The sequence below is a fragment of the Streptomyces lydicus genome, from assembly GCF_001729485.1.
Classification (GTDB): domain Bacteria; phylum Actinomycetota; class Actinomycetes; order Streptomycetales; family Streptomycetaceae; genus Streptomyces; species Streptomyces lydicus_D.
The window spans coordinates 4,938,935-4,961,548 of the sequence record NZ_CP017157.1; the positions used below are offsets into that span (position 1 = coordinate 4,938,935).

Annotated in this window: 13 protein-coding genes and 2 pseudogenes; 6 read left to right on the forward strand and 9 right to left on the reverse strand. The window is 70.6% G+C overall.

Annotation, left to right across the window (positions count from 1 at the left end):
* The first annotated feature begins 16 nt into the window (after positions 1-16).
* Together adh and SL103_RS21550 are read left to right on the forward strand one after the other, a co-directional pair.
* Positions 17-1,540 carry an aldehyde dehydrogenase gene (gene adh / locus SL103_RS21545; RefSeq protein WP_069570601.1) on the forward strand — a complete coding sequence of 508 codons (1,524 nt, stop codon included), beginning with the start codon at positions 17-19 and terminating at the stop codon, positions 1,538-1,540.
* 342 nt (positions 1,541-1,882) lie between these two features.
* The gene (locus SL103_RS21550) at positions 1,883-2,296 is read left to right on the forward strand and encodes a PaaI family thioesterase (RefSeq protein WP_244303999.1); all 414 of its coding nucleotides are present in this window, start codon (positions 1,883-1,885) and stop codon (positions 2,294-2,296) included.
* A gap of 35 nt (positions 2,297-2,331) precedes the next feature.
* Here the strand turns inward: SL103_RS21550 and SL103_RS21555 are convergent.
* The 4 genes and pseudogenes from SL103_RS21555 to SL103_RS21570 all read right to left on the reverse strand — a co-directional run bounded on the left by SL103_RS21555 (position 2,332) and on the right by SL103_RS21570 (position 6,599).
* Positions 2,332-3,227 (reverse strand): annotated as a pseudogene (locus SL103_RS21555) (FAD-dependent monooxygenase).
* A 199-nt stretch (positions 3,228-3,426) separates the two neighbouring features.
* On the reverse strand, positions 3,427-4,176 hold the full coding sequence (locus SL103_RS21560) for an AraC family transcriptional regulator (RefSeq protein WP_069573988.1): 750 nt from the start codon (positions 4,174-4,176) through the stop codon (positions 3,427-3,429).
* A 411-nt stretch (positions 4,177-4,587) separates the two neighbouring features.
* Entirely contained in the window at positions 4,588-4,977 is a 390-nt protein-coding gene (locus tag SL103_RS21565) for a hypothetical protein (protein ID WP_164492877.1), read from the reverse strand.
* A 644-nt stretch (positions 4,978-5,621) separates the two neighbouring features.
* On the reverse strand, positions 5,622-6,599 hold the full coding sequence (locus SL103_RS21570; RefSeq protein WP_069570603.1) for a quinone oxidoreductase family protein: 978 nt from the start codon (positions 6,597-6,599) through the stop codon (positions 5,622-5,624).
* Positions 6,600-6,734: 135 nt separating this feature from the next.
* Here SL103_RS21570 and SL103_RS21575 point away from each other — a divergent pair, with 135 nt between their 5' ends.
* Positions 6,735-7,079, forward strand: a complete 345-nt coding sequence (locus SL103_RS21575; RefSeq protein ID WP_069570604.1) for an ArsR/SmtB family transcription factor — start codon at positions 6,735-6,737, stop codon at positions 7,077-7,079.
* 249 nt (positions 7,080-7,328) lie between these two features.
* Here SL103_RS21575 and SL103_RS21580 read toward each other — a convergent pair whose 3' ends face one another.
* The gene (locus SL103_RS21580; RefSeq protein WP_069570605.1) at positions 7,329-8,393 is read right to left on the reverse strand and encodes a D-alanyl-D-alanine carboxypeptidase family protein; all 1,065 of its coding nucleotides are present in this window, start codon (positions 8,391-8,393) and stop codon (positions 7,329-7,331) included.
* A gap of 261 nt (positions 8,394-8,654) precedes the next feature.
* Between SL103_RS21580 and SL103_RS21585 the strand changes: the two genes are divergently transcribed.
* Complete coding sequence (locus tag SL103_RS21585; RefSeq protein ID WP_069570606.1) at positions 8,655-9,215, forward strand: cysteine hydrolase family protein; 561 nt, start codon at positions 8,655-8,657, stop codon at positions 9,213-9,215.
* 97 nt (positions 9,216-9,312) lie between these two features.
* On the opposite strand, the gene SL103_RS21590 is transcribed toward SL103_RS21585, so the two are convergent.
* The gene (locus tag SL103_RS21590; RefSeq protein ID WP_069570607.1) at positions 9,313-9,666 is read right to left on the reverse strand and encodes a beta/gamma crystallin domain-containing protein; all 354 of its coding nucleotides are present in this window, start codon (positions 9,664-9,666) and stop codon (positions 9,313-9,315) included.
* A gap of 233 nt (positions 9,667-9,899) precedes the next feature.
* Here SL103_RS21590 and SL103_RS21595 point away from each other — a divergent pair, with 233 nt between their 5' ends.
* A complete protein-coding gene (locus tag SL103_RS21595; RefSeq protein ID WP_069570608.1) occupies positions 9,900-10,472 on the forward strand; it encodes a hypothetical protein in 573 nt (190 codons plus the stop codon).
* A gap of 187 nt (positions 10,473-10,659) precedes the next feature.
* Here the strand turns inward: SL103_RS21595 and SL103_RS21600 are convergent, their stop codons facing one another.
* Positions 10,660-11,085: a hypothetical protein gene (locus tag SL103_RS21600; protein WP_069570609.1), complete on the reverse strand. Its 426-nt coding sequence runs from the start codon at positions 11,083-11,085 to the stop codon at positions 10,660-10,662.
* A 547-nt stretch (positions 11,086-11,632) separates the two neighbouring features.
* Here SL103_RS21600 and SL103_RS21605 point away from each other — a divergent pair.
* Positions 11,633-14,629 carry an AfsR/SARP family transcriptional regulator gene (locus tag SL103_RS21605; RefSeq protein WP_244304000.1) on the forward strand — a complete coding sequence of 999 codons (2,997 nt, stop codon included), beginning with the start codon at positions 11,633-11,635 and terminating at the stop codon, positions 14,627-14,629.
* Between the two features lie 91 nt (positions 14,630-14,720).
* Here the strand turns inward: SL103_RS21605 and SL103_RS36385 are convergent.
* Positions 14,721-22,361: pseudogene (locus SL103_RS36385) on the reverse strand (amino acid adenylation domain-containing protein); the annotation flags it as partial.
* 46 nt (positions 22,362-22,407) lie between these two features.
* Entirely contained in the window at positions 22,408-22,608 is a 201-nt protein-coding gene (locus SL103_RS21615) for an MbtH family protein (protein WP_069570611.1), read from the reverse strand.
* Positions 22,609-22,614 lie beyond the last annotated feature (6 nt).

The window sequence follows — 22,614 nt, forward strand, 5'->3', positions numbered from 1 at the left end:
ATTGGGAGGCCGCCCCATGGCCCGTTACGCCAACCCGGGTTCCACCGATGCCGTCATGAGCTACCTGCCGCGCTACGACCACTGGATCGGCGGCGAGTTCGTCGCGCCCGCCCTCGGCCGGTACTTCGAGAACCCGACGCCGGTCAACGGGCAGCCGTTCTGCGAGGTCGCGCGCGGTACCGCCGAGGACGTCGAGCGGGCGCTGGACGCCGCGCACGCCGCGGCGCCCGGCTGGGCCCGCACCCCGGCGGCCGAGCGCGCCGCCGTCCTCAACAGGATCGCCGACCGGATGGAGCAGCACCTCGAAGCGCTCGCGGTCGCCGAGAGCTGGGAGAACGGCAAGCCGGTGCGGGAGACGCTGGCCGCCGACATCCCCCTCGCCATCGACCACTTCCGCTACTTCGCGGGCGCCGTCCGGGCCCAGGAGGGCTCCCTGTCGGAGATCGACGAGGACACCGTCGCGTACCACTTCCACGAGCCGCTCGGGGTCGTCGCCCAGATCATTCCCTGGAACTTCCCCATTCTGATGGCCACCTGGAAGCTCGCCCCGGCACTCGCCGCCGGCAACGCGGTCGTCCTGAAGCCGGCCGAACAGACCCCTGCCTCGGTGCACTACTGGATGAGCCTGGTGGCGGACCTGCTCCCGCCCGGTGTCGTGAACATCGTCAACGGCTTCGGCGTCGAGGCCGGCAAGCCGCTGGCCTCCAGCCCCCGGGTCGCCAAGGTCGCCTTCACCGGCGAGACCACCACCGGCCGGCTGATCATGCAGTACGCGTCCGAGCACCTGCGCCCGGTGACCCTCGAACTGGGCGGCAAGAGCCCCAACATCTTCTTCGACGACGTCTCCTCCGCGGCGGACGACTTCCACGACAAGGCGCTGGAGGGCTTCACCATGTTCGCCCTCAACCAGGGCGAGGTGTGCACCTGCCCGTCGCGGGCGCTGATCCAGCGCGGCCACTACGACGACTTCCTCGCGGCCGGCGTGGCCCGTACGGAGAAGATCGTCCAGGGCCACCCGCTGGACACCGACACCATGATCGGCGCCCAGGCGTCCAACGACCAGCTGGAGAAGATCCTCTCCTACCTGGACATCGGCCAGAAGGAGGGCGCCCGCGTCCTGACCGGCGGTTCCCGCGCCGAGTTGGGCGGCGAGCTGGAGGGCGGCTACTACGTCCGCCCGACGATCTTCGAGGGCAACAACGCCATGCGGGTCTTCCAGGAGGAGATCTTCGGCCCGGTGGTGGCGGTCGCCCCCTTCAACGACTTCGACGACGCGATGGGCATCGCCAACGACACCCTCTACGGCCTGGGCGCGGGCGTCTGGACCCGCGACGGCTCCACCGCCTACCGCGCGGGCCGCGCCATCCAGGCCGGCCGGGTATGGACCAACTGCTACCACGCCTACCCGGCGCACGCCGCCTTCGGCGGCTACAAGCAGTCCGGCATCGGCCGGGAGAACCACAAGATGATGCTGGACCATTACCAGCAGACGAAGAACCTGCTGGTGTCGTACTCGCCGAAGAAGCTCGGCTTCTTCTAGAGGCAGGGGGAAGTCGCCCGACCGGGGTCGATCACGGGCCGCCTGCGGCTGCGAACCGGGAGTCTCCCGGCCCGCGCGGTGCCGCATGTCCGACGTCATCGGCCTCGGTAGCGATTTCGCGCCGCACTTCGCGAGAGCACGACATTCCGCTGCTGCCGCGGGCACGACGAACAAACAGATCGGTTCCGCTCTTCACATCACGGAGAATGCGGTCGAGAAGCGTGCCCGGGTGCGTACTCCTCAAGTCCCGTGCACGGAAAACGTGTTGGGCTTGAATGTGAGTCGTCCTCGCACGCCGCTGGATCCTCGTTTCGACATACATAGCGTTGCTATGTTGGGTCGATGATGGATATCGACGCAGCTCAAGCCGTCCTCGACAACAGCCCCTTCGGACCGTGGTGGGGATTCCAGGTGGAAGCTGTCGGGAAGGGGCGGGCCAAGGTCTCGTTACGCCGGCGCCCCGAATTCTTCCGCCCCGGCGGCGTGCTCCAGGGCGGGTGCGCGATGACGCTCGCCGATGTGACCTGCTGGATCGCGATCATGTCGCTGTTCGGCGAGGACGATCCATCCGTCACCCAGCAGATGACGACAAGTTTCCTCGGTCCGGCGCGCACCGACCTGGTCTGCGAGTCGACGATCGTCCGGCCCGGCCGCTTGATCGTCTACGGCACCGCTGACACGACCGACACCGCCGGAAAGCTCGTATCCCACCACACCCTGACCTATGTCCGCCCGCCGGAGCGGAAAGTGGCCTGAGAGATCCGCCCGCCGCCGGCCGTGGCGGCTGGCGTCTAGAGCAGTCCGCCGCTCAATTCGTCATACAGGCGGCCGGCCGTGGGAGAGTCGTTCAGGCGCTGCAGCTCCGCTCGGGTGATCTGCTTGCGGAAGGCTCCCTCGTAGGAGACGTCGCCGGCGTTGTGCATCAGATCAGTGATCCAGATCGCGTATGCCTGGTAGTTCCAGACATGGCTCAGGCAGGTGTCGGAGTAGCTGTCGAGCAGACTCGCATCGCCTTCCCGGACCTTCGCGATGATCGCGCGGGCGAACACCTCGGTGTCGTAGAGGGCGAGGTGGATGCCCTTGGCGCTCATCGGGGGGACGAGGTGGGCCGAGTCGCCGAGCAGGTAGAGGCGGCCGTAGCTCATCGGGCTGTACACCACGGAACGCAGCGGCACGATCCGCTTGTCGACGATGCGTCCGGTGGGCACGTCGGCACCGAAGCGGGCCGCCAGCTCGCTCCAGACACGCTCGTCCGGCCACTGCGCGGCAGTGTCACCGGCCGGGCACTGGAGGTAGAGGCGGCTGGCATCCGCACCGCGGGGGAACCGTGCGGCCAGGCCGCGGTCGTGGATCGCCATGCCGAAGGGGTCCGCCGGCACCTCGGCCATGACGCTGAGCCAGGAGTACGTGTACTCGTGGGAGTAGAGGGTGAGCGCGCCGGCGGGGACGGAGGCCCGGCTGACGCCATGGAATCCGTCGCAGCCGGCGACGAAGTCGCAGGGAACATCCGTACGCCGCGGCTGTCGACCGTACCCGCACGCTGCCGCTTCTCGACGTACGCACGGCTGTGCTTCTCCACGATGATGCAGCTGATGCCGCTGCGCAGGAGGAAGTTGCCGAGCGTGAGCCCGGCCACTCCGGCGCCGACGATGACGACGGTGGTGGTGTTCTCCGCTGTCTCAACCATGTGCGTTGCGAGCCTTTCGGCGAGAGGGACAGCCGGCCGCGCCGCAGATGCACGGCCGCCGTGCCGCACGGAGGGTGCGGCCTGGCTCACCACTGTGGGCGCGGCGGCCATCGCCACCCACCGGGATGTGGACAGGGGATACCGGAAACCCGCCAACGTGGCAGTGGGCAACGCCGGGCGCCCGCCGGACCGACGACGGCTACCTGCTGTGGTTACGCAGATCGGCCTGGTAGCGGCCGGGGGTCTGGCCGACGATCTCGGTGAAGGCGTCGATGAAGCTCGACGGGTTGGACCAGCCGCACTCCATCGCCGTGTCGGTGACCGACCGGCCCTTGCTGAGCTGTGCCAGGACGTGGTGGATCCGCAGCGTGGTGCGCCAGCGGTGGAAACTCATGCCGAGTTCGGCGTGGAACAGGCGGCTCAAGGTCCGCTCGCTGGCTCCCGCGGCCCGCCCCAACTCGGCCAGGGTCGCGCTCCGGCCGGGATCGGCGTGCAGGAGCTCGGCGACCGCGCGGAGCCGGTCGTCGTGGGGCTCGGGCAGGTGCAGGGACTGTTCGGGGGTCGTGGCGAGCTCGTCGATCACCACGGCGAGCAGGCGTCGGACGGCACCGGGGCGGGCTTCCGCCCGATCGGTCAGCGCCAGCAGGGCCTCGCGCAGCAGGGGGCCCACCGCGAACACACTGGGATGTGCCACCAGTTCGTCGCACAGGTCGACCGGGACCGTGACAAGGCGGGCGTCGGTGGTGCCGTAGAAGCGGTGCGCATGCTCGAACCCCGGCGGTGTCCATGTCACGCGGTGCGCGGGAGCAACCCAGGTTCCTCGCTCGGTCGTGGTGGCGAGGGCCCCTGCGGCCGCGTACACCAGCTGGCCATCGGAGTGGGAGTGCGGCTCGAACCGGAAACCGTGCGGGATCCAGGCACCGCCGCGAAGCGCGGTCGACGGCGGCAGAGAGGATAACGGGCCTGGCGGGAGGGTTTGGGGCACAGGGCGTCAATTTACCGGCCGAGATGTGCGACTGGCGTCAGGCTCCCGAGCGGCTGGGGACCGGCCGGGACCCGTAGGACTTGTCCGGCCGAGCATGCGGCTACTCCGGGCCCGGGTCGTTGATGTGGGCGGCATGGGGCGGGGTGATCTGAGTGATGCCGAATGGAAAGGCTGGGGCCGTTTCTGCCTACAAGCCAGACGGGCCCCGTGTTCATGTTTGCCGTACGGCACAGCGCCCCGCCGCGTTTATGGCGGCGGGGCACGGAATTTCGTATGCGCGAGTTACGTAGCTGTCCTTGGAGGCCCGTACAGGGGCTGGCGCAGCATGCGATTCAGGAAGGCGCGCTGCGCGCGGAGTGTGACCCTATGCGGTTGTCACGCCGTTGCGTTGTGCCACGACGAGGCGTGGTAATTATGGGTATCGGAGCCCGGGCGGTTCAGGTAGATTCGCACCTTGACGGACGTGCCCTCGGGTATGTTGATCGTGGAGTTTCGGCAGTCCGGGTCGTCGCCGATATTGGGAAGGACATGCTCCTTACCCCCGTACTTGAGTTCCAATACCGGGTACAGGCCGTCATTCGCCTTTTCGTCGCAGGCTTGCATGCGCTCGACGCTGCCGCTGGTATGGAAAGCCCCGGATCCCGCATCATTCGTCGTGTACACGTTCGCGTCAGTCCCGGCGAATGCCGGGGAGCCGGCGAACATGAGAGCTGCAGCGGCAACTCCGCCTGCGACGAGGGCTCGGGCCGATGTGGGCGTGCGCATTGATTCCTCCATGGATTATGGATCACTGCCTGGTCGGTCGTTTCACGGCGGGTCGCCATCGTGAAAGGGCTCCCAGCCCATGAACAGGAAGTGGAGCGACGCCCTCCATGATGTCGAAATGCAGCTGCGAGTCGTGAGCGCTGCGTGCACAACTGTGTTGGCAATGAGTGCACTTGTGGCTGTGGAGGACCTGAGGCCGGTAGCCCTTGGGTGTGGTGTCGTAGGCGGCGCGGTAGACGCGGCTGAAGCTGGTTGAGTGGAGGCATTTCCGCCAGGCGGCGACGGCGTTGTCCGGTACGTCCGCTCTTCGGTGAAGCCGAGTGCCCGTGCGCCGCGTGAACCCTTGCGTAGGCGGGCGGCCTGACTGTCGGCCTTCTCTGAAATCGTGTGCCGGATGCCGCGGCGCCGCAAGCACTCACGACAGGGCCCGTTGCTGTATGCCTTGTCGGCTGCGCCCCTGTCAGGTTTCAACCAGAGGGTTGCTCGCCTTGGCACCCGGAGGGCCGAGGAACCACCACCCGAACCGCAACACGCACCGAAGCGCACGACCGCGCGAGCCGGTCGGCGTCACGCACGGCGTGGTACGCGATGCCGGCCGGACCCTTGCCAGGAGCCGGGCCGGTGCTCGCCGTCCGGCGTGCTGCTCAGTCGGTCGCGCGCAGCAGCAACTTGCCCGTGGAGGCGCGCCCGCCCATCAGCCGGTGGGCCTCGGCGGCATCCGTCAGGGGGAACTCCGCGGTGATCGGTAGGGCCACGATGCCGTCGGTGACCGAGCGGAAGGCACGGTCGGCCACTGTGCGCAGCGCCTCCGGCGCCGACTGCGCGAGGGCCAGGATGGAGAAGCCCGCGACGGAACGGCCCTGTGCGTAGAGTTCGGGCTGCCCGACGTGCCACGGCTCCTCCCCGCCGGCGTTGCCGAAGGAGACCAGGCGCCCGAAGACGGCCAGCGCTCCGAGGCCGCGGCGAAGCGTTTCGCCGCCCACCGGGTCGAGCACCAGGTCGACGCCCCTGCCGTCGGTGGCGCGGCGGACGTCGTCGGGGAACGTGCCGGCGGTGAACACCTCGTCGTAGCCGTGCTTGCGGGCGTACTCGGCCTTGGCCGCGGAGGAGACCACGCCGTACACGGCACCGGCGCCCGCGGCACGGGCCAGCTGCCCGGCCGCCGTGCCGACACCTCCTGCCGCGCCGTGCACCAGTACGGTCTCTCCGGCACGCAGACGACCCACCTCGTGGAACAGGGCGTGCGCGGTCGGCAGCACGGTGGGCAGCGCGGCCGCGGTCCGCAGGTCCAGATCCCCGGGGAGCGGGAAGACCGTGGTGGTGTCGGCGACCACCACCTCTGCGTAGGCGCCGCTGTTGACGAGTGCGACGACCTCCTGTCCCGGACGCAGCCCCTCGACGCCGTGGCCGACGCCCCGGATCCGCCCGGAGACCTCCAGGCCCGGCCGGAAGGGCAGCGAGTCCACCCGGTACCCCTCGGCGCGCGCCTTGAGGTCCGCGAAGTTCACGCCCACGTAGGCCGCATCGATGGTGACTTGGCCCGGCCCGGGTGTGGGCGGTTCGGCCTGCACGACCTTGAGCACCTCGGGGCCGCCGTATTCCTGGAACTCGACTGCACGCATGGGCGACACACATCCTTCGACGGAGTGTTCAACGGAAAGCGAACACCGGCACTGTATGATGCTGGTCGAACACTCGGCAAGCGGCCGAGCGCTTCACGGGTTCCCGGCAGGGACGTACACGGCGAGGAGAGGGGTATGGCACACCAGACCGCGGGCGGCAGTCACCGCGCGGCTCCGGTACACACCGATCCCGATGAGGTTTCCCTGCTGACCGCGCTGTCCGCGCTCGCCGACCCCGTGCGCCTCCAGCTGGTCCGCGAGCTGGCCGGCTCCGCCGAGTGGACCCGCAGCTGCGGCAGCTTCGACGTGCCCGTCGGCAAAGCCGCACTGAGTCACCACTTCTCGGCCCTGCGGAGCGCCGGACTGGTCGAGCAGCGCGACGAAGGGCCCAAGCGGGTCAACCGACTGCGCCGGGCGGAGTTCGATGCGCGCTTCCCCGGGCTGCTTGACCTGGTTCTCCGGGTCGACGACCGCGGCTGAGTGCTCGGCCCGGGGCTGATCGGTTCGAAGCCGGCAGCGCGCCCGTACGGGATCCGGCGCCGGGAATCCGGGCGGGTGCCGCCGGTTCGGGGTGCCGTCGGTTCGGGGTGCCGCCGACTGATCGCGCGCCTAAGCGCCGAAGCCCCGTCGGAACGTCACGACGGGGCTTCAGGTGGCTTCAGGATGCATCCGGGGCGGGAGCCGGGGTACCGCGGGCGGTGGGCGCTCGGCGTCAGGGGCGCCGGCTGTTCAGTGGGCGAAGCCCCAGTCGAGCATCTTGGTGGCGTCGTCGAAGCGGCCGCTGTCGTCCGCGAGGATCGCGCCGACCAGGGTGCGGTTGTCCCGCTCGGCGGCGAAGACAACGGCGTAGCCGGCCTCCGGGCCGCTGCCCGTCTTGATGCCCAGGGCACCGTCGTAGCTGCTCAGCAGCTTGTTGGTGGTGTTCCAGGTGTAGTACCGGGTGCGGCCGTTGGCCGCCGGGGCCTCGGTCTTGAACTGCGTCTTCTTCACGACGTCGGCGAACACCGGCTGCAGCATCGCCCGCTGGCCGAGCTTGGCCAGGTCGCGGGCGGTGCTGTGGTTGTTGCCGTGCGAGATGCCGTCGAAGCTGTCGAACTGCGTGCCGGTCAGGCTCAGTTGACGCGCCTCGACGTTCATCTGGTTGACGAAGTCGGCGATCCGCGCGTCCACCGTGGCCCCGGAGCCGAAGTTGTCGGCCAGGGCCATCGCGGCGTCGTCGCCGGACGGGATCAGCATGGCGTGCAGCAGCTGCTCGACGGTCAGTCTGTCGCCGGTCTGGAGGTCGGCGGTGCTGCCACCGACCTTCTGGACGTAGTCCCGGTACTCCTGCTTCACCGTGATCTGATGGTTCAGCCACTCCGGGTGCTTGAGCACCACGAGGGCCGTCATGATCTTGGTGGTGCTGGCCATCGACACGCTCTCGTCCGCCTTGGCCCCGCCCCACAGCGCCCGCTCCTGGCTGCCGTCGCGGGCGTCCAGCAGGAAGGCGTGGTCGGCGTTGATCTGGGGAGCGTCCTGGTCCTTCGCGTCCGGCGCACCGACTGCCCGACCCTTGACCGCGTGCTGTCCGGCCTGGGCGGACTGGAACTGCGGCTGCGCGCCCTGCTTCTGGTCGGCCGTCGTGGTGGTCGCGCCGCCCTGCTGGTCGTTCTCGTCCGCGGAGTGCGTGGCGCCGGGGGTGGCCGCCTGGGCGAGGCCGCCGGCGGTGATCGGCAGGGCGGCACCGACGAGTGCGACCATCGCGATCCGGACTCCGGTGCGGTGTATCCGATTGGGGCGAGCGTGGGCACCCATGGGGCGTCCCTCCTTCCGGCGAAGGGACGCCGGTTGCGTAGTAGAAATCGGTTTATAGGGAACCTACTTGTGCGTCTGCAGTGACTCAAGTCGGCTATGTCATAGCCGTGTAACGGGGTTTGGGGATTGCCTTCGTGGAAGCGGAGGGGGCAGGTGCCGACGCCGGACGGCCGCCACCGTCATGTCCGAGGCCACGTAGCATCCGAACGTGGACAACCCGGCCCGTCGCAACGGCGAACCGACTTCGCTTCTGGAGGCTCTATGAGCAGCGCCCTTCTCGTGATGGACGTCCAACGGGACATCGTGGACCTCGTGGACGACGGCTCCGGATACCTGCCCCGCCTGCGCCGGGCGATCGACGGGGCCCGGGCGGCGAACATCCCCGTGATCTACGTGGTCATCGCGTTACGTCCCGGCTTCCCGGAAGTCGGCACGCACAACCGGGCTCTGGCCGCGATCGCGCGGGACGGCCGCTACGTCGAGGGCGCCCCGGGCACCGCGATCCACCCCGATATCGCGCCCCGGCCGGGCGATGTGGTGGTCACCAAGAGGCGGGCGAGCGCGTTCTCGGGCAGCGATCTCGAAATGGTGCTGAGGGCCCGCGGTATCGACAGCCTCGTGCTGACCGGCATCGCCACCAGCGCCGTGGTGCTGTACACCCTGTGCCAGGCGAACGACCTGGACTTCGGCATCAGTGTCCTCTCCGACGCCTGTCTGGACATCGACCCGGAGGTGCACCGGGTCCTCGTCGAGCGGCTGTTCCCGCAGTGGGCGGATGTCGTCACCGTCGATGAATGGGTCAAGACGAACGCACCTGGATAGCGGTGGCCAGGAACCCGCCGGCCACCGACCCGTCGCACAATGCCGGCCACGCCCGGAAGGCGTGGCCGGCATCCCTGAAGACCAGCTCGTCAACTCGTCACAGGATTTCGATGGCGGTGACCTTCGGTGGACGGTTCGGGAAGGTGATCTCGTGCCACCGCTCGATCTTCACCGAATCGCCGTTGGCGTCGTAATAGATCAAGTCGTTGTTCCCCGTGGAGATCTTGTCGATCCACCACCCGCCGAAGTCGGTCCTCCCGGCGTTCGCGTAGCAGTCCACGCTCTGGTTGCCACCGCTGTGGGACCAGATCTTCAGGAAGTTCTCCCCACCGCGGCATTCGACATGGTCGATGGCGAAAGCGTTACCGGTCGGCACGGCCATGGTCAACGCGGCGGCCGCGGCGAACGCCACACCCACGGAACGCGCGACCCTCTTCGTCTTCGAGATCACAAGATTCTCCTCTTCGAGTGTCGAGCCGGGAACTCGCTTCGCCACCACCTTGGGTGGCGTCGACGTGGTGCCCGGATGACCCGAGCCTGTGGGGTGGCCCGTCCCAGCCGCAAGGAAGGCCGGGGCGTTCGGGACCCCGGAACGCGAACATGGGCCTTGGCCAGGGGAAACGTAAGCCACCTGGAACACCGGAATGGGATACACCGGACACGAAGGAACAGGAGAAGGGAAAGTTGACTCCGCATTCGCTCGCGTTCTACATGGACGTGGTCGCCTCCGGAACGGTGCTCGGCGCCAAGCCGACGGACGGTCCGGATCGGGTCACTGCAATCCTGGGTGCCGATTTCGCCGAGAACTCCTTTGACGAATACAGCATGTGGCGCGACTACGGAATGGTCGAGTTCTTCTGGGTACGGGAATCGCCGGACCATCCTTGGCAGGGGCACCACTTCACCCTGCAGGTGCATCGGCTCGCGCACCGCGGCGGCAACATCGTCAACGGGTCGATGCGCGACCGGTACGGGCGTTTCGGCCGCCGTCTCCGGTTCGACAAATTGGAACGGCTGCTGAGGAAGCGCGGTGTGCTCCTGGAAGACGTACCGGACGTGAACGCGCCGGCCTTCACCCAGCATTGGCAGCCCGCTTCGCAGATTTCGGTCATGGCGTTCCGAACTCACGGAGAGTGGCGACAACGTCGGCGCGGCGACGACCGGATCGGCGACGTGTACGCCATCCGTTCGTCGGTGAATGCCGAGGAAGTGGCATGGAACCGGGAGCGCTACGGCCGTCGGAACGAGGGTGGCTGACGGCCGCTTCCGCGGGCCGTACCGACCTGAACCGCCCTGCACGCTCGTGACATGCGAATGAGCCCGCCGGAGCATGGCGGGCTCATTCGCCGACTGCGCTTCCCCGAGCCGGGTCAGGCGGTCGGCCCTGAACCGCGCGGCCGCGGGCAGTGGTGGTGCCGGCTGTCCGCAGGCCGCGCGGCCGAACTCAGCGGACGTCCACCGTCACCGGGGCAGAGGTCCTCTCGCGTACGGGATTGCGGTCGGTCGGGCTGGTCAGGCCGTACACGATCGCGCGGTACTCCAGGGCGCCGCGCTGCGCGGCCTTGACCTGTGCGGTGGCCTGCGCCTCGGTACCCGTGGGCACCACGGCTCCGCAGGTCACCCGGTGCCACGCCGGCCCGCCGCTGCGGCCCTCCAGGCATAACCGCAGGTAGCCGGCAGCGTCGTCGTCCCCGTGCGCCGCGACCGTGAAGGTCTTGCCGACCTGCGCCGTGGGCGGTGCCGTGATGTCCACACCGCCCTTGGCGAACGCCGGCCCGGCGGCCAGCGTCACCGAGGCCAGCCCCAGCGCACCGATCACGGCCACCCGGCCGCCGCGCGTCTTCATCCCGGACTTCTTCGTCCTGGTCATGGACTTCCCTCCCGTGGATCTCCCCCACTTGGCGAGATCCACCGCTTCGCGAAGGCGCCCGGTGCGCCTCGCTGACTACCCAGATGTGTCGGCCGCACCACCCGTTGCCCCCCCCGCCCCACGCCGTTACATATCCATGACAAACCCCGCCAACCACTCCTGATCCCACCTTCAGCCCATAGAAGGCACGAAGCCCGGCCACCCTCTCGGGGCCGGGCTTCGACAACGCGCCGGGGAGCCGGGCGGAGGGATCCCGACGCGGCGTCAGCCGGACGTTAGTCGGACGCCAGCGGGGCGGGAGAGGCTGCCGGCGGCGGCACCGGGCGGTGGCAGTCGCGCGGCGGTGCCGGGTGCGTGGGTGATACACCGCTGGCTTGCAGTGGACGAGGGCGGTATGTGCGCTCGTACACCTGTCTGAGGCTTATGATCCTCGCCGAAGATCCGAAGAAGATCCGAAGGGCCCGGCAGGTCCACGGCGTCCGGAAGGCGCGGTGCGGTGGATTCGAGGGGCCGTCATACGAGAGACGTGCGGGGGGCGATGTCGCGGATGTCTGCGGTGCAGGGGGCGGACCGGATCCGATTACTGGGCCCCGTGCGGTACGTCTCGGCCGGGGGGAACGTCACCCGGCCCGGGGCGCCCGGCCCCCAGACCGTGTTGGCGGCCCTGGCGCTGAGCCCCGGCACGCTGGTGACGGTGGACGAGCTCATCGACGGGCTCTACTTCGACGATCCGCCCGCCTCCGCCCGGCGGGTGGTCGTCACCTACATCCACCGGCTGCGGACGCACCTGGACCGCGAGGCCCGCGCGGAACCGGGCGGCGGCGCGGCGCGGGCCGCCATCGAGACCATGGCCGACGGGTACGTGCTGCAGCTCCCCGAGGACCGGGTCGACGCCCTGTACTTCCGCCGGCTCACCGCGCGGGCCCGGCGGTGCGCCGACGCCGGTGACCCCGCCGCGGGGGCCGGCTGCCTGGAGGAGGCGCTGGCGATGTGGCAGGGGCCCGCGCTGGCGGGGCTGCCCGGACCGTTCGCGCGGGACTGGCGCCGTGCGCTGGGCGAGCAACTGGCGTCCGCGATCGAGTACCGGCTGGAGCTGCTGCTGGCGTGCGGACGTCACGAGGAGGCCGTGCCGGACATCGTGCGGGCCCTGAAGACGTATCCCTACCGGGAGCGTCTGCACGGTGCGTTGATGCTCGCCCTGTACCGGTCGGGGCGGGCGGCCGAGGCGCTGTCGGCCTACGACCGCGCCCGCCGGGTGCTCGCCGAGGACCTGGGCATCGACACCGGGCCCGCACTGCGCACGCTGCACGCCGCGATCCTGGCGGGGGACCCTGATCTGCTTCCGGCGCCCGCCCGGGGCGGCGCGGACGCCGTACCGCAGCCGGAGGGCGCGCGGGAAGACGTCTCCGTGGCGCAGGAACCGGCCCAACTGCCGCCGGTTCCGTGCGACTTCACGGGCCGCCAGGAGCAGATGTCGGCGCTGGTCTCCGCGCTGACCGCGGGCCGGGCGCACGCGGTCGCGGTCATCACGGGCATGGGCGGGGCCGGCAAGACGGCGCTGGCCCTCCGGGCGGCGCACGCGGTCGCCGGGACCTACCCGGACGGCCAGCTGTACGCGAACCTGCGGGCACCCGACGGCGCACCCGCCGACCCGGCCGAGATCCTCGCGGGGTTTCTGAGCGGGCTGGGGGTTCCCGCCGAGCGCATACCCGCCTCCCTGGCCGAGCGCGCGGCGCTGTTCCGTACCGTGCTCTCGCGCCGGGCCGTCCTCGTCGTGCTCGACAACGCCGCGACCACGACGCAGGTGGAGCCACTGCTTCCGGGCGCGGTCCGGTGCGCCGTGCTGATCACCGGCCGCGCGCTGTCCGCGATGCCCGCCGCGGTCACCCTGTCGCTGAGGGGACTCGGTGCGGACGACGCCGTGGAACTGATCGGCAAGATCGCCGGAATCCACCGGATCCAGCAGGAACCGGAGGCCGTCGCGGCGCTGGCGGCGGCCTGCGGCCACCTGCCGCTCGCGCTGCGGGGGGCCGGTGCGCGGCTGGCGGCACGGCCGGGGTGGAGCGTCGCCGCGCTGCTGGAGCGGGTCTCGGACCAGGCCCGGCTCCTCGCGGAGCTGCGGGTGGGCGAGGTGACGGTCGAGGCGGTGTTCGAGATGTCGTTCGCGCAGCTGTCCTCCCGGCACGCCCAGGCGTTCCTTTCCCTGTCGGTCCCGCACTGCGCCGAGTTCGACGTGCGGGCCGCGGCGGCGGCGCTGCGGATGCCGGAGCGGGAGGTGGAGGACGTGCTGGAGGCGCTGGTCGACGCCGCGCTGCTGGAGACCGGGGCGCCGGGCTGCTACCACTTCCACGACCTGGTCGGGGCGTACGCGCGGCAGAAGGCCCGGGCCGAGCTGCCCCCCGCCGAGCACCGCGCGGTGGTGCGCGGCGCGGTCGACTTCCTGTGCGCCGGAGTCGTCGCGGCCGTACGGGCCACCCAGCCGCTGAGCGGCCCGCTGACCGCGGAAATCCACCCGCGGCGGACCGCCGACCTGGAGATGTCCGGCGGGCCGGAGGCGGTGCGGTGGGTCCGTGAAGCACTGCCCACACTGACCACCGTGGTCGAACAGGTCGCGGCCGACGGCGATCCGGACGCGGTGGCGCTGGCCGTGGACGTGCTGACCCTCGTGCCCTGCTTCGAGGAGGTGCTGCCGCTGGGGGCGCTCGGCCGGGCGGCCACCGCTCTGCTCCCGGCGGCGCTGGCGCACGGCGACAGGGACGTGATCGGCACCGCGTACTACGCGGCGGGCACCATCCTCAAGAAATACCCGGGCTCCGGTTCCACCGACCGCGCCCGCGAGTACCTGCGGAAAGTGGTGGAGATCTACGGTGCGGCGCCCAGGCCCGCCGAGGGGCAGCGGCCTTTCCTCGCCGTACTGTTCACCCTCGCCATGCTGGCTCAACTGGAGCGTGAGCTGGGCAATTTCGACGCGGCCCGTGGCTACGCACAGCAGTCGGTGGCGCTCGCCGCGACCGCCGGCGACCAGGCGCTGGTCGCCCGGCGCCGCACCATCCTGCTCCAGATCGAGGTCCTGGACCCGGACCGGCAGACGGACCTGGCCGCCATCGGGGCGCAGTGCCGGGAGCTGGCCGCCGTCCTCACCCGCTGCCAGGACGTGAAATGGCTGATCAGGGTGATGATGACGGAGGCGGACAGCCTGCTGTACGACGGTCGGCACGCCGCGGCGGCCCGGCTCTACCGCCGGGTGCTGGAGCGGGCCCGGGCCACCCATCATGTGCGCAACGCGACGGAGTGCCAGTTCCGGCTGGCCGAGGCCCTGTTGGCGGGCGGCGACGCGGTGGCCGCGGTCGACCACGCCTGGGAGGCGCTGGCCGGGGCCCGGGACGCCGGTGAACCGCAGCTGCTGGCGCGCAGCCACCAGGTGCTGGGCGAGGCCCTGCGCGCCCTGGGACAGTCCTGCGAGGCGGACGGCCACCTGGCGAAGGCCGGGGAGCTGCACCGGGAGTTGCGGCGGGCCGGACCGGTTGTCGCCGCGCTCCCGTGACCCGTCCCGCCCGGGGCCCCTCGGCCGCCGGGCAGGACGGGTCACGTACCTACGGGCGCAGGCGCGTACGGACCTCACGCGCACACGGACCTCACCCGCGTCCGCGCTTCAGCCAGGCGGCCAGCACCGGTCCGATCTGGGCGAGTTGGTCCGGGCGGGTCAGCTCGCCGTGCGCGCCGCGTACCGGCGTGACCTCGACCGGGCCCGTGACGTACGGGCGCCAGTGGTCGGGCCGGGGGGCATCCGCGGCCTTGCCCTCGGTGGCCTCGAAGAGCAGCACCTCGCCGCGGAAGGTGCGGGGCACGAAGCCGCTCTGGAGGTCGCCGTGGTGTGCGAAGACCTTCAGCACGGCCGCGGTGCCGCGCGCCCCGAGCAGGGCGAGTGGCCCGGCGGGGTCGTCGGCGTCGGGCCGCCCGCCCAGCGAGGCGAAGAGCGCCTCCCGGAGCTCGGCCTCGTCCTCCTCCTCGTTCCCGCGCAGGGTGCCGCCGCCCGGCGGGAAGCTGTCCATCAGCACCAGGGAGGCGACGTCCTGGCCCTCCTCCTGGAGCTGGACGGCCATCTCGTGGGCCACCAGGCCGCCGAAGGACCAGCCGAGCAGCGCGTAGGGCCCCTGCGGCTGGACGGCGCGGACCTGCGCCAGGTAGGCCCGCACCATCTCCGCCATGCTGTCCGGGGTGGCGCCCGGCTCGGTGAGCCCGTGCGCCTGGAGGCCGTAGACGGGCTGGTCGGGCGGCAGGTGGCGCAGCAGCCCCGAGTACACCCAGCTGATGCCGGCCGCCGGGTGGACGCAGAACAGCGGGAGGGGTGCGGCAGCCGCGCGGGAGGACGACGGACGGGCCCTGCGCAGGGGAAGGAGCACGGCGAGCGAGTCCTCCCGCCGCTCCTCGGTGAGGCGTTCGGCGAGTTCGGCGACGGTGGGGGCGTCGAACAGGGTCCGGATGTCCAGCTCGGCCCCGAGCACGGACCGGATCCGGCCGATCAGCCGGGTGGCGAGCATCGAATGGCCGCCCAATGCGAAGAAGTCGTCGTCGATGCCCACCTCGGGGACCTCCAGCACTTGCGAGAACAGTCCGCACAGGACTTCCTCGCGCACCGTGCGCGGGCCCCGCCGGTGCTCCGCCGCGCCGGCCCCCGGTGCCGGCAGCGACCGCCGGTCCAGTTTTCCCCGTGAGGTCAGCGGCAGGGCGTCCAGGAGGACGAAGGCGGACGGGACCATGTGGCGCGGCAGCGTGGCCGTCGCGAAGCGCCGCAGCGCGCCCGCGTCCGGCGGTTCCGCCGCCGGGCCGTCGGTGTCTCGTGCGGGAACCACATAGGCCACCAGCCGCCGGTCGCCGGGCCGGTCCTCCCGGACGATCACGGCGACCTGGCCCACCGCCTCGTGTCGGGCGAGCGACGCCGCCACCTCGCCCGGCTCGATCCGGAAGCCGCGGATCTTGACCTGCTCGTCGGCGCGGCCCACGTACTCCAGTGCGCCGTCGGCGGTCCACCGCGCCAGGTCCCCGGTGCGGTACATGCGCTCGCCGGGCCCGCCGAACGGGCAGGCCACGAAGCGCTGCGCGGTCAGCGCGGGCCGGTTGACGTAGCCGCGGGCCAGTCCGGCTCCCGCCAGGTACAGCTCGCCGGTGGCACCGGACGGCACCGGCCGGAGGCCCGCGTCCAGGACGTATACGCGGTGGTTCCCCATCGGCCGGCCGATCGTCGGCCGCTCGTGGTCCGCGGCGTACGCGTACGTGACGTAGACCGTGGCCTCCGTCGGGCCGTAGCCGTTGACGGTCGTGGTCCCGGTCACGGCCCGCAGCTCGCTCCACAGGGCCTGGTCGCAGCCCTCGCCGCCGAGTTCGATCACGCGCGGCCGGGCGGGCCGGTCGTCCGACAGCAGCCCCGCCGCCAGGAGTTGGCGGCAGAACGTCGGTGAGATCTCCAGGTAGTCGACGGCCTCGGCGGCGACGTACTCGGCCAGTGCCTGCGGATCCCGGCGGGTCTCGTCGTCGACCAGGTGCAGTTCATGGCCGCCCATCAGCCACAGCAGCGGGCACCAGGACGCGTCGAAGGTCAGTGGGCCGGTCAGCGCGGCCCGCAGCCGCGGACCGTCCGCGGCCGGCGCGGCGTGCACCTCGGCGAGGTGGCCGTGGAAGAGGTTGATCAGGCTGCGGTGTTCGACCGCGACGCCCTTCGGCCGGCCCGTCGAACCGGAGGTGTGGATCACGTAGGCGAGGTGGTCCGGACGCAGCCGTACGGGACGGTCCTCTGGGGCGGGGTCGGTGGTCAGGTACCCGGCGCGGGTCGCGTGCACGGCGGGATCATCCAGCGGCAGCACCGGCAGCGTCGCCGCGCAGTGCGGTCGCAGCCGGTCCTCGCCCGTCACGTCGGTCAGCAGCAGCACCGGGGCCGCGTCCGCCAGCATGTCGGCGAGCCGCTCCACCGGGTACTCCGGGTCCAGCGGTACGTAGCAGGCGCCGGCCTTCAGCACCGCCAGCAGCGCCACGAGGTGCTCGGCGGTGCGCGGCAGCAGCGTGGCCACGTGCTGGTCCGCCACCACGCCCTGGGCGATCAGCAGCCAGGCCAACTGGTTGGCGCGCAGGTTGAGTTCTCTGAAGGTCAGCCGGCCGTGCGCATCGACGACGGCCGTGGCGTGCGGCGTGCGCCGGGCGTGCTCTTCGAAGACCTCGTGCAGCAGCCGGTCGTCCGGCAGCGCACGGCCGGTGTCGTTCCACTGCGTCAGGACGCGGGCGGCCTCCTGCGGGCTGAGCAGGTCCAGCGTGTCGATGCGGGTGTCCGGCGCCTCGGTGACCGTGTCGAGGATCCGCAGCAGGCGCCGGACCAGGGACTCTGCGGTGCGGCGGTCGAACAGGTCGGCCGCGTAGTGCAGGATGCCGCGGATACCGCCGGGGTTCTCGTCCGCCGTCGCACGCTCGACGAAGGTGAAGTCGAGGTCGAATTTGGCGGGGACGGCGTCGAAGGACCGGGAGGTGAGGGTGGTGTCGCCGAGGCGGAAGGTCGCCTCGGCGTTGTTCTGCAGGACGAGCATGGTCTGGAACAGCGGGTGCCGGCCGCCGGTGCGGTCCGGGTTGAGCTCCTCCACGATCCGGTCGAAGGGCAGGTCCTGGTGGGCCAGCGCGGCGAGGTCGGTCTCCCGCACCCGCTGCAGGAGTTCGGCGAAGGTGGGGTCGCCGGAGGTGTCGGTGCGCAGGACGAGGGTGTTGACGAAGAAGCCGACGAGGTCGTCGAGGGCCTGGTCGGTGCGTCCCGCGGTGGGGGTGCCGAGGGGGATGTCGGTGCCGGCGCCGAGCCGGGTCAGCAGCGTCGCCACGGCGGCCTGGAGCGCCATGAAGACCGTCGCACCGTGCTCGCGGGCGAGGGACGACAGGCGGCCGTGGAGCCTGGCCGGCAGCTCGAAATGGACCAAGCCGCCTTCGTGCGTCGGCTGCGCCGGGCGCGGCCGGTCGGTGGGCAGCGCCAGCTCCTGCGGCAGGTCCGCGAGAGTACGGACCCAGAACGCCGTCTGCTCCTCCTCCACCTGCGTCAACAACTCCCGCTGCCAGAGCGTGTAATCGGCGTACTGCACCGGCAACGCATCCCACTGGGGCACACCACCCGTCAGCCGCGCCTCATACGCAACCGACACATCCCGCAACAGCGGCGCCTCGGACCACCCGTCACTCGCGATGTGATGCAACGTCAACAGCAGTAGGTGATCGTCCGGGCCTGTCGTGAACAGTGCCGCCCGGAGGGGAAGTGCGGAGGACAGGTCGAAGGGCCGGAACGCCTCTTCGTGGAGGTGCGCGGGGGCCGTCTCCGCCGTGCACCGCACGACCGTGAGGTCCACCACGGCCTGTGCCGGGGGCAGGATCTGTTGGAAGGGCTCGCCCTCGACGGCCGGGTAGACCGTCCGCAGCGACTCGTGGCGCGCCACCACATCATTGACCGCCAGCCGCAGCGCCGCCACATCCACCGCACCACGCACCCGGAAGGCGAAAGGCGCGTTGTACGTCGGGCTCTGCTCCAAACGGTCCAGGAACCACAACCGCTGCTGCGCGAACGACAACGGCAACACCTCAGGACGCGGGCGGGCGGAGAGCGCCGGACGCGCCGCGGCCCCCTCCTCGCCCAGATGCTCCAGCAGCCCCGCCACCGTCGGCGCACCGAACAGCGCCCGCACCCCCAACTCCACACCCAGCACCGACCGAATACGACCGATCAACCGCGTCGCCTTCAGCGAATGCCCACCCAGAGCGAAGAAATTGTCCTCCACCCCGACACTCGGCACCTCCAACACCTGGGCGAACAGACCACACAACAACTCCTCCCGCACCGACCGCGGCCCACGCCCCACACCCCCCTGCGCACCCGAGGCCACCACGGTGGAACGACGCTCCTCCGCACGACGCAGCTCGGCGCGCCGCTCCTCACCGCGCCGCAACAACGCCCGCTCCTGCTCCACCGATTCAAAGACCACCACCCCCGCCACACCGGCATCCGGCTCCGCGGTCACCGCCTCCACCACCCGTACGAACAAACGGTGCAACACCTCAGCCGTACCGGCATCGAAGAGATCGGTGGCGAAGAGCAATGCGGCGGACATCCCGGCCGGGTTACCGTCGGCGTCCTCCTGCTCCGCGAAGCTCCAGCTGAGGTCGAACTTGGAGGGGAGCGTGTCGAGCGAGTGCGGGGTGACGGTGGTGTCGGCGAGGCGGAAGGTCGCCTCGGCGTTGTTCTGGAGGACGAGCATGGTCTGGAACAGCGGGTGCCGGCCGCCGGTGCGGTCGGGGTTGAGCTCCTCCACGATCCGGTCGAACGGCAGGTCCTCGTGCGCGAAGGCCGCCAGGTCCGCCTCCCGCACCCGCTGGAGCAGCTCCACGAACGTCGGGTCACCCGAGAGATCAGTACGCAGCACCAGCGTATTGACGAAGAAGCCGACGAGGTCGTCCAGGGCCTGATCGGTGCGTCCCGCGGTGGCGGTCCCGAGGGGGATGTCGGTGCCGGCGCCGAGCCGGGTCAGCAGCGTGGCCACGGCGGCCTGGAGCGCCATGAAGACCGTCGCACCGTGCTCGCGGGCGAGGGACGACAGGCGGCCGTGGAGCCTGGCCGGCAGCTCGAAGCGGACCAGACCGCCTTCGTGGGTCGGCTGCGCCGGGCGCGGCCGGTCGGTGGGCAGCGCCAACTCCTGCGGCAGACCGGAAAGCGCGCCGGCCCAAAATGCCCGCTGTTCCTCCTCCACCTCCGTCAACAACTCCCGCTGCCAGAGCGTGTAATCGGCGTACTGCACCGGCAACGCATCCCACCGGGGCACACCACCCGACAGCCGCGCCTCATACGCAACCGACACATCCCGCAACAACGGCGCCTCGGACCACCCGTCACTCGCGATGTGATGCAACGTCAACAGCAGTACGTGCTCCTCCACTGCCGACGAGAACAAGGCCACCCGGAAGGGCAACTCCGACCCCAGTACGAAAGGTTGGAAGGCTGATTCCTGGATCAGTGCGGGCAGGTCGTCGCCTGAGCACTGCACCACCGAGACCTTGGTCCCCGCCTGCTCGGGCGGCAGGACCCGCTGGAAGGGCTCCCCGTCGACATCGGGGAAGACCGTGCGCAGGGACTCGTGGCGAGCCACGACGTCCTCGATCGCTTGCTGCAGGGCCTCCAGGTCCACCGGGCCGTCGATGCGGAAGGCGAAGGGCGCGTTGTAGGTCGGGCTCTGCTCCAAACGGTCCAGGAACCACAACCGCTGCTGCGCGAACGACAACGGCAACACCTCAGGACGCGGACGGACAGAGAGCGCCGGACGCGCCGCGGCCCCCTCCTCGCCCAGATGCTCCAGCAGCCCCGCCACCGTCGGCGCACCGAACAGCGCCCGCACCCCCAACTCCACACCCAGCACCGACCGAATACGACCGATCAACCGCGTCGCCTTCAGCGAATGCCCACCCAGAGCAAAGAAGTTGTCCTCCACCCCGACACTCGGCACCTCCAACACCTGGGCGAACAGACCGCACAGCAACTCCTCCCGCACCGACCGCGGCCCACGCCCCACACCCCCCTCCGCACCCGACATCACCACGGCGGAACGACGCTCCTCCGCACGCCGCAGCTCGGCACGCCGCTCCTCACCGCGCCGCAACAACGCCCGCTCCTGCTCCACCGATTCAAAGACCGCCACCCCCGCCACACCGGCATCCGGCTCCGCGGTCACCGCCTCCACCACCCGTACGAACAAACGGTGCAATACCTCAGCCGTACCGGCATCGAAGAGATCGGTGGCGTACTGGAGCATCCCCGAGATGCCTGCCGGGTTACCGTCGGCGTCCCGCTGTTCCGCGAAGCTCCAGCCCAGATCGAACTTCGAGGGAGCGGCGTCGAGCGGCTGGGCGGTGATGCGGGTGCCGGGGAGGTCCAGGCTGGCCAGTGCGTTGTTCTGGAGGACGAGCATGGTCTGGAAGAGGGGGTGCCGGCCGCCGGTGCGGTCGGGGTTGAGCTCTTCCACGATCCGGTCGAACGGCAGGTCCTCGTGCGCGAAGGCCGCCAGGTCCGCCTCCCGCACCCGCTGAAGCAGCTCCACGAACGTCGGGTCGCCCGAGAGATCCGTACGCAGCACCAGCGTATTGACGAAGAAGCCCACCAGATCGTCGAGGGCCTGATCCGACCGCCCGGCCGTGGCGGTACCCAGCGGCACGTCGGTACCGGCGCCGAGCCGCGACAACAGCACCCCCAACGCCGCCTGCAGCGCCATGAACGTCGTCACCCCCTGCCCGCGGACCAAGGAATCCAGCCGGCGATGGAGATCGGCGGGGAGGTCGAAGTGCAGGAGGCCGCCCTCATGGGTGGGGTGGTCCGGGCGCGGCCGGTCGGTGGGCAGCGCCAGCTCCTGCGGAAGGTCGGAAAGGGTACGGGCCCAGAACGCCGTCTGCTCCTCCCCCACTTCCGCGATCAACTCCCGCTGCCAGAGCGTGTAGTCGGCGTACTGCACCGGCAACGCATCCCACTGGGGAACGCCACCCGACAGCCGCGCCTCATACGCAACCGACACATCCCGCAACAACGGCGCCTCGGACCACCCGTCACTCGCGATGTGATGCAACGTCAGCAGCAGGACATGCGCATCGGCGGCGGTCGAGAACAGCGTCACCCTCAGCGGCAGCTCGGACGACAACGCGAAGGGCCGGAAGGCTTCCTCGTGGAACCGCCGGGTGACGTCCTCGGCCGCACACCGCACGACGGCCAGGTCCACCACGGCCTGTGCCGGGGGCAGGACCTGCTGGAAGGGCTCACCCTCGACGGCCGGGTAGACCGTCCGCAGCGACTCGTGGCGCGCCACCACATCATTGACCGCCAGCCGCAGCGCCGTCACGTCCACCGCACCACGCACCCGGAAGGCGAAGGGCGCGTTGTACGTCGGGCTCTGCTCCAAACGGTCCAGGAACCACAACCGCTGCTGCGCGAACGACAACGGCAACACCTCAGGACGCGGACGGGGTGACAGCGCGGGACGCGCCGCCGCCCCGGCCGTGTCCTGCGCCGTCAGCCGCTTCGTCAGGCCCGCCACGGTGGGCGCGCCGAACAGTTCCCGGATCCCCAGTTGCACGCCGAGCACCGAGCGGATCCGGCTGAGCAGCTGGGCGGCCTTGAGCGAATGGCCGCCCAGGGCGAAGAAGTTGTCGTCCGGGCCCACGCTCGGCACACCCAGCACCTGTGCGAACAGGCCGCACAGCAGCTCCTCCTGCACCGACCGCGGATTCTGCGACTGACTCATGACGCTCCCTTGAAGATCCGGATGGGATTCAGTGGCCGAGGGCCGGCTTCGGTGTCAGGTCGGTCCAGTGCGCGTCGACGTAGTCGAGGCACGCCTGGTAGCCGGCCGCACCGTGCGCCACGGTCCAGCCCATGGGGGGTGCCAGTCGCGCCGGCCACAGGGAGTGCTGGTTGTCGTCATTGGTCAGGACCAGGTAGGTCCCGTCGGCGTCTTCGAAGGGGTTCGTCACCGCGTG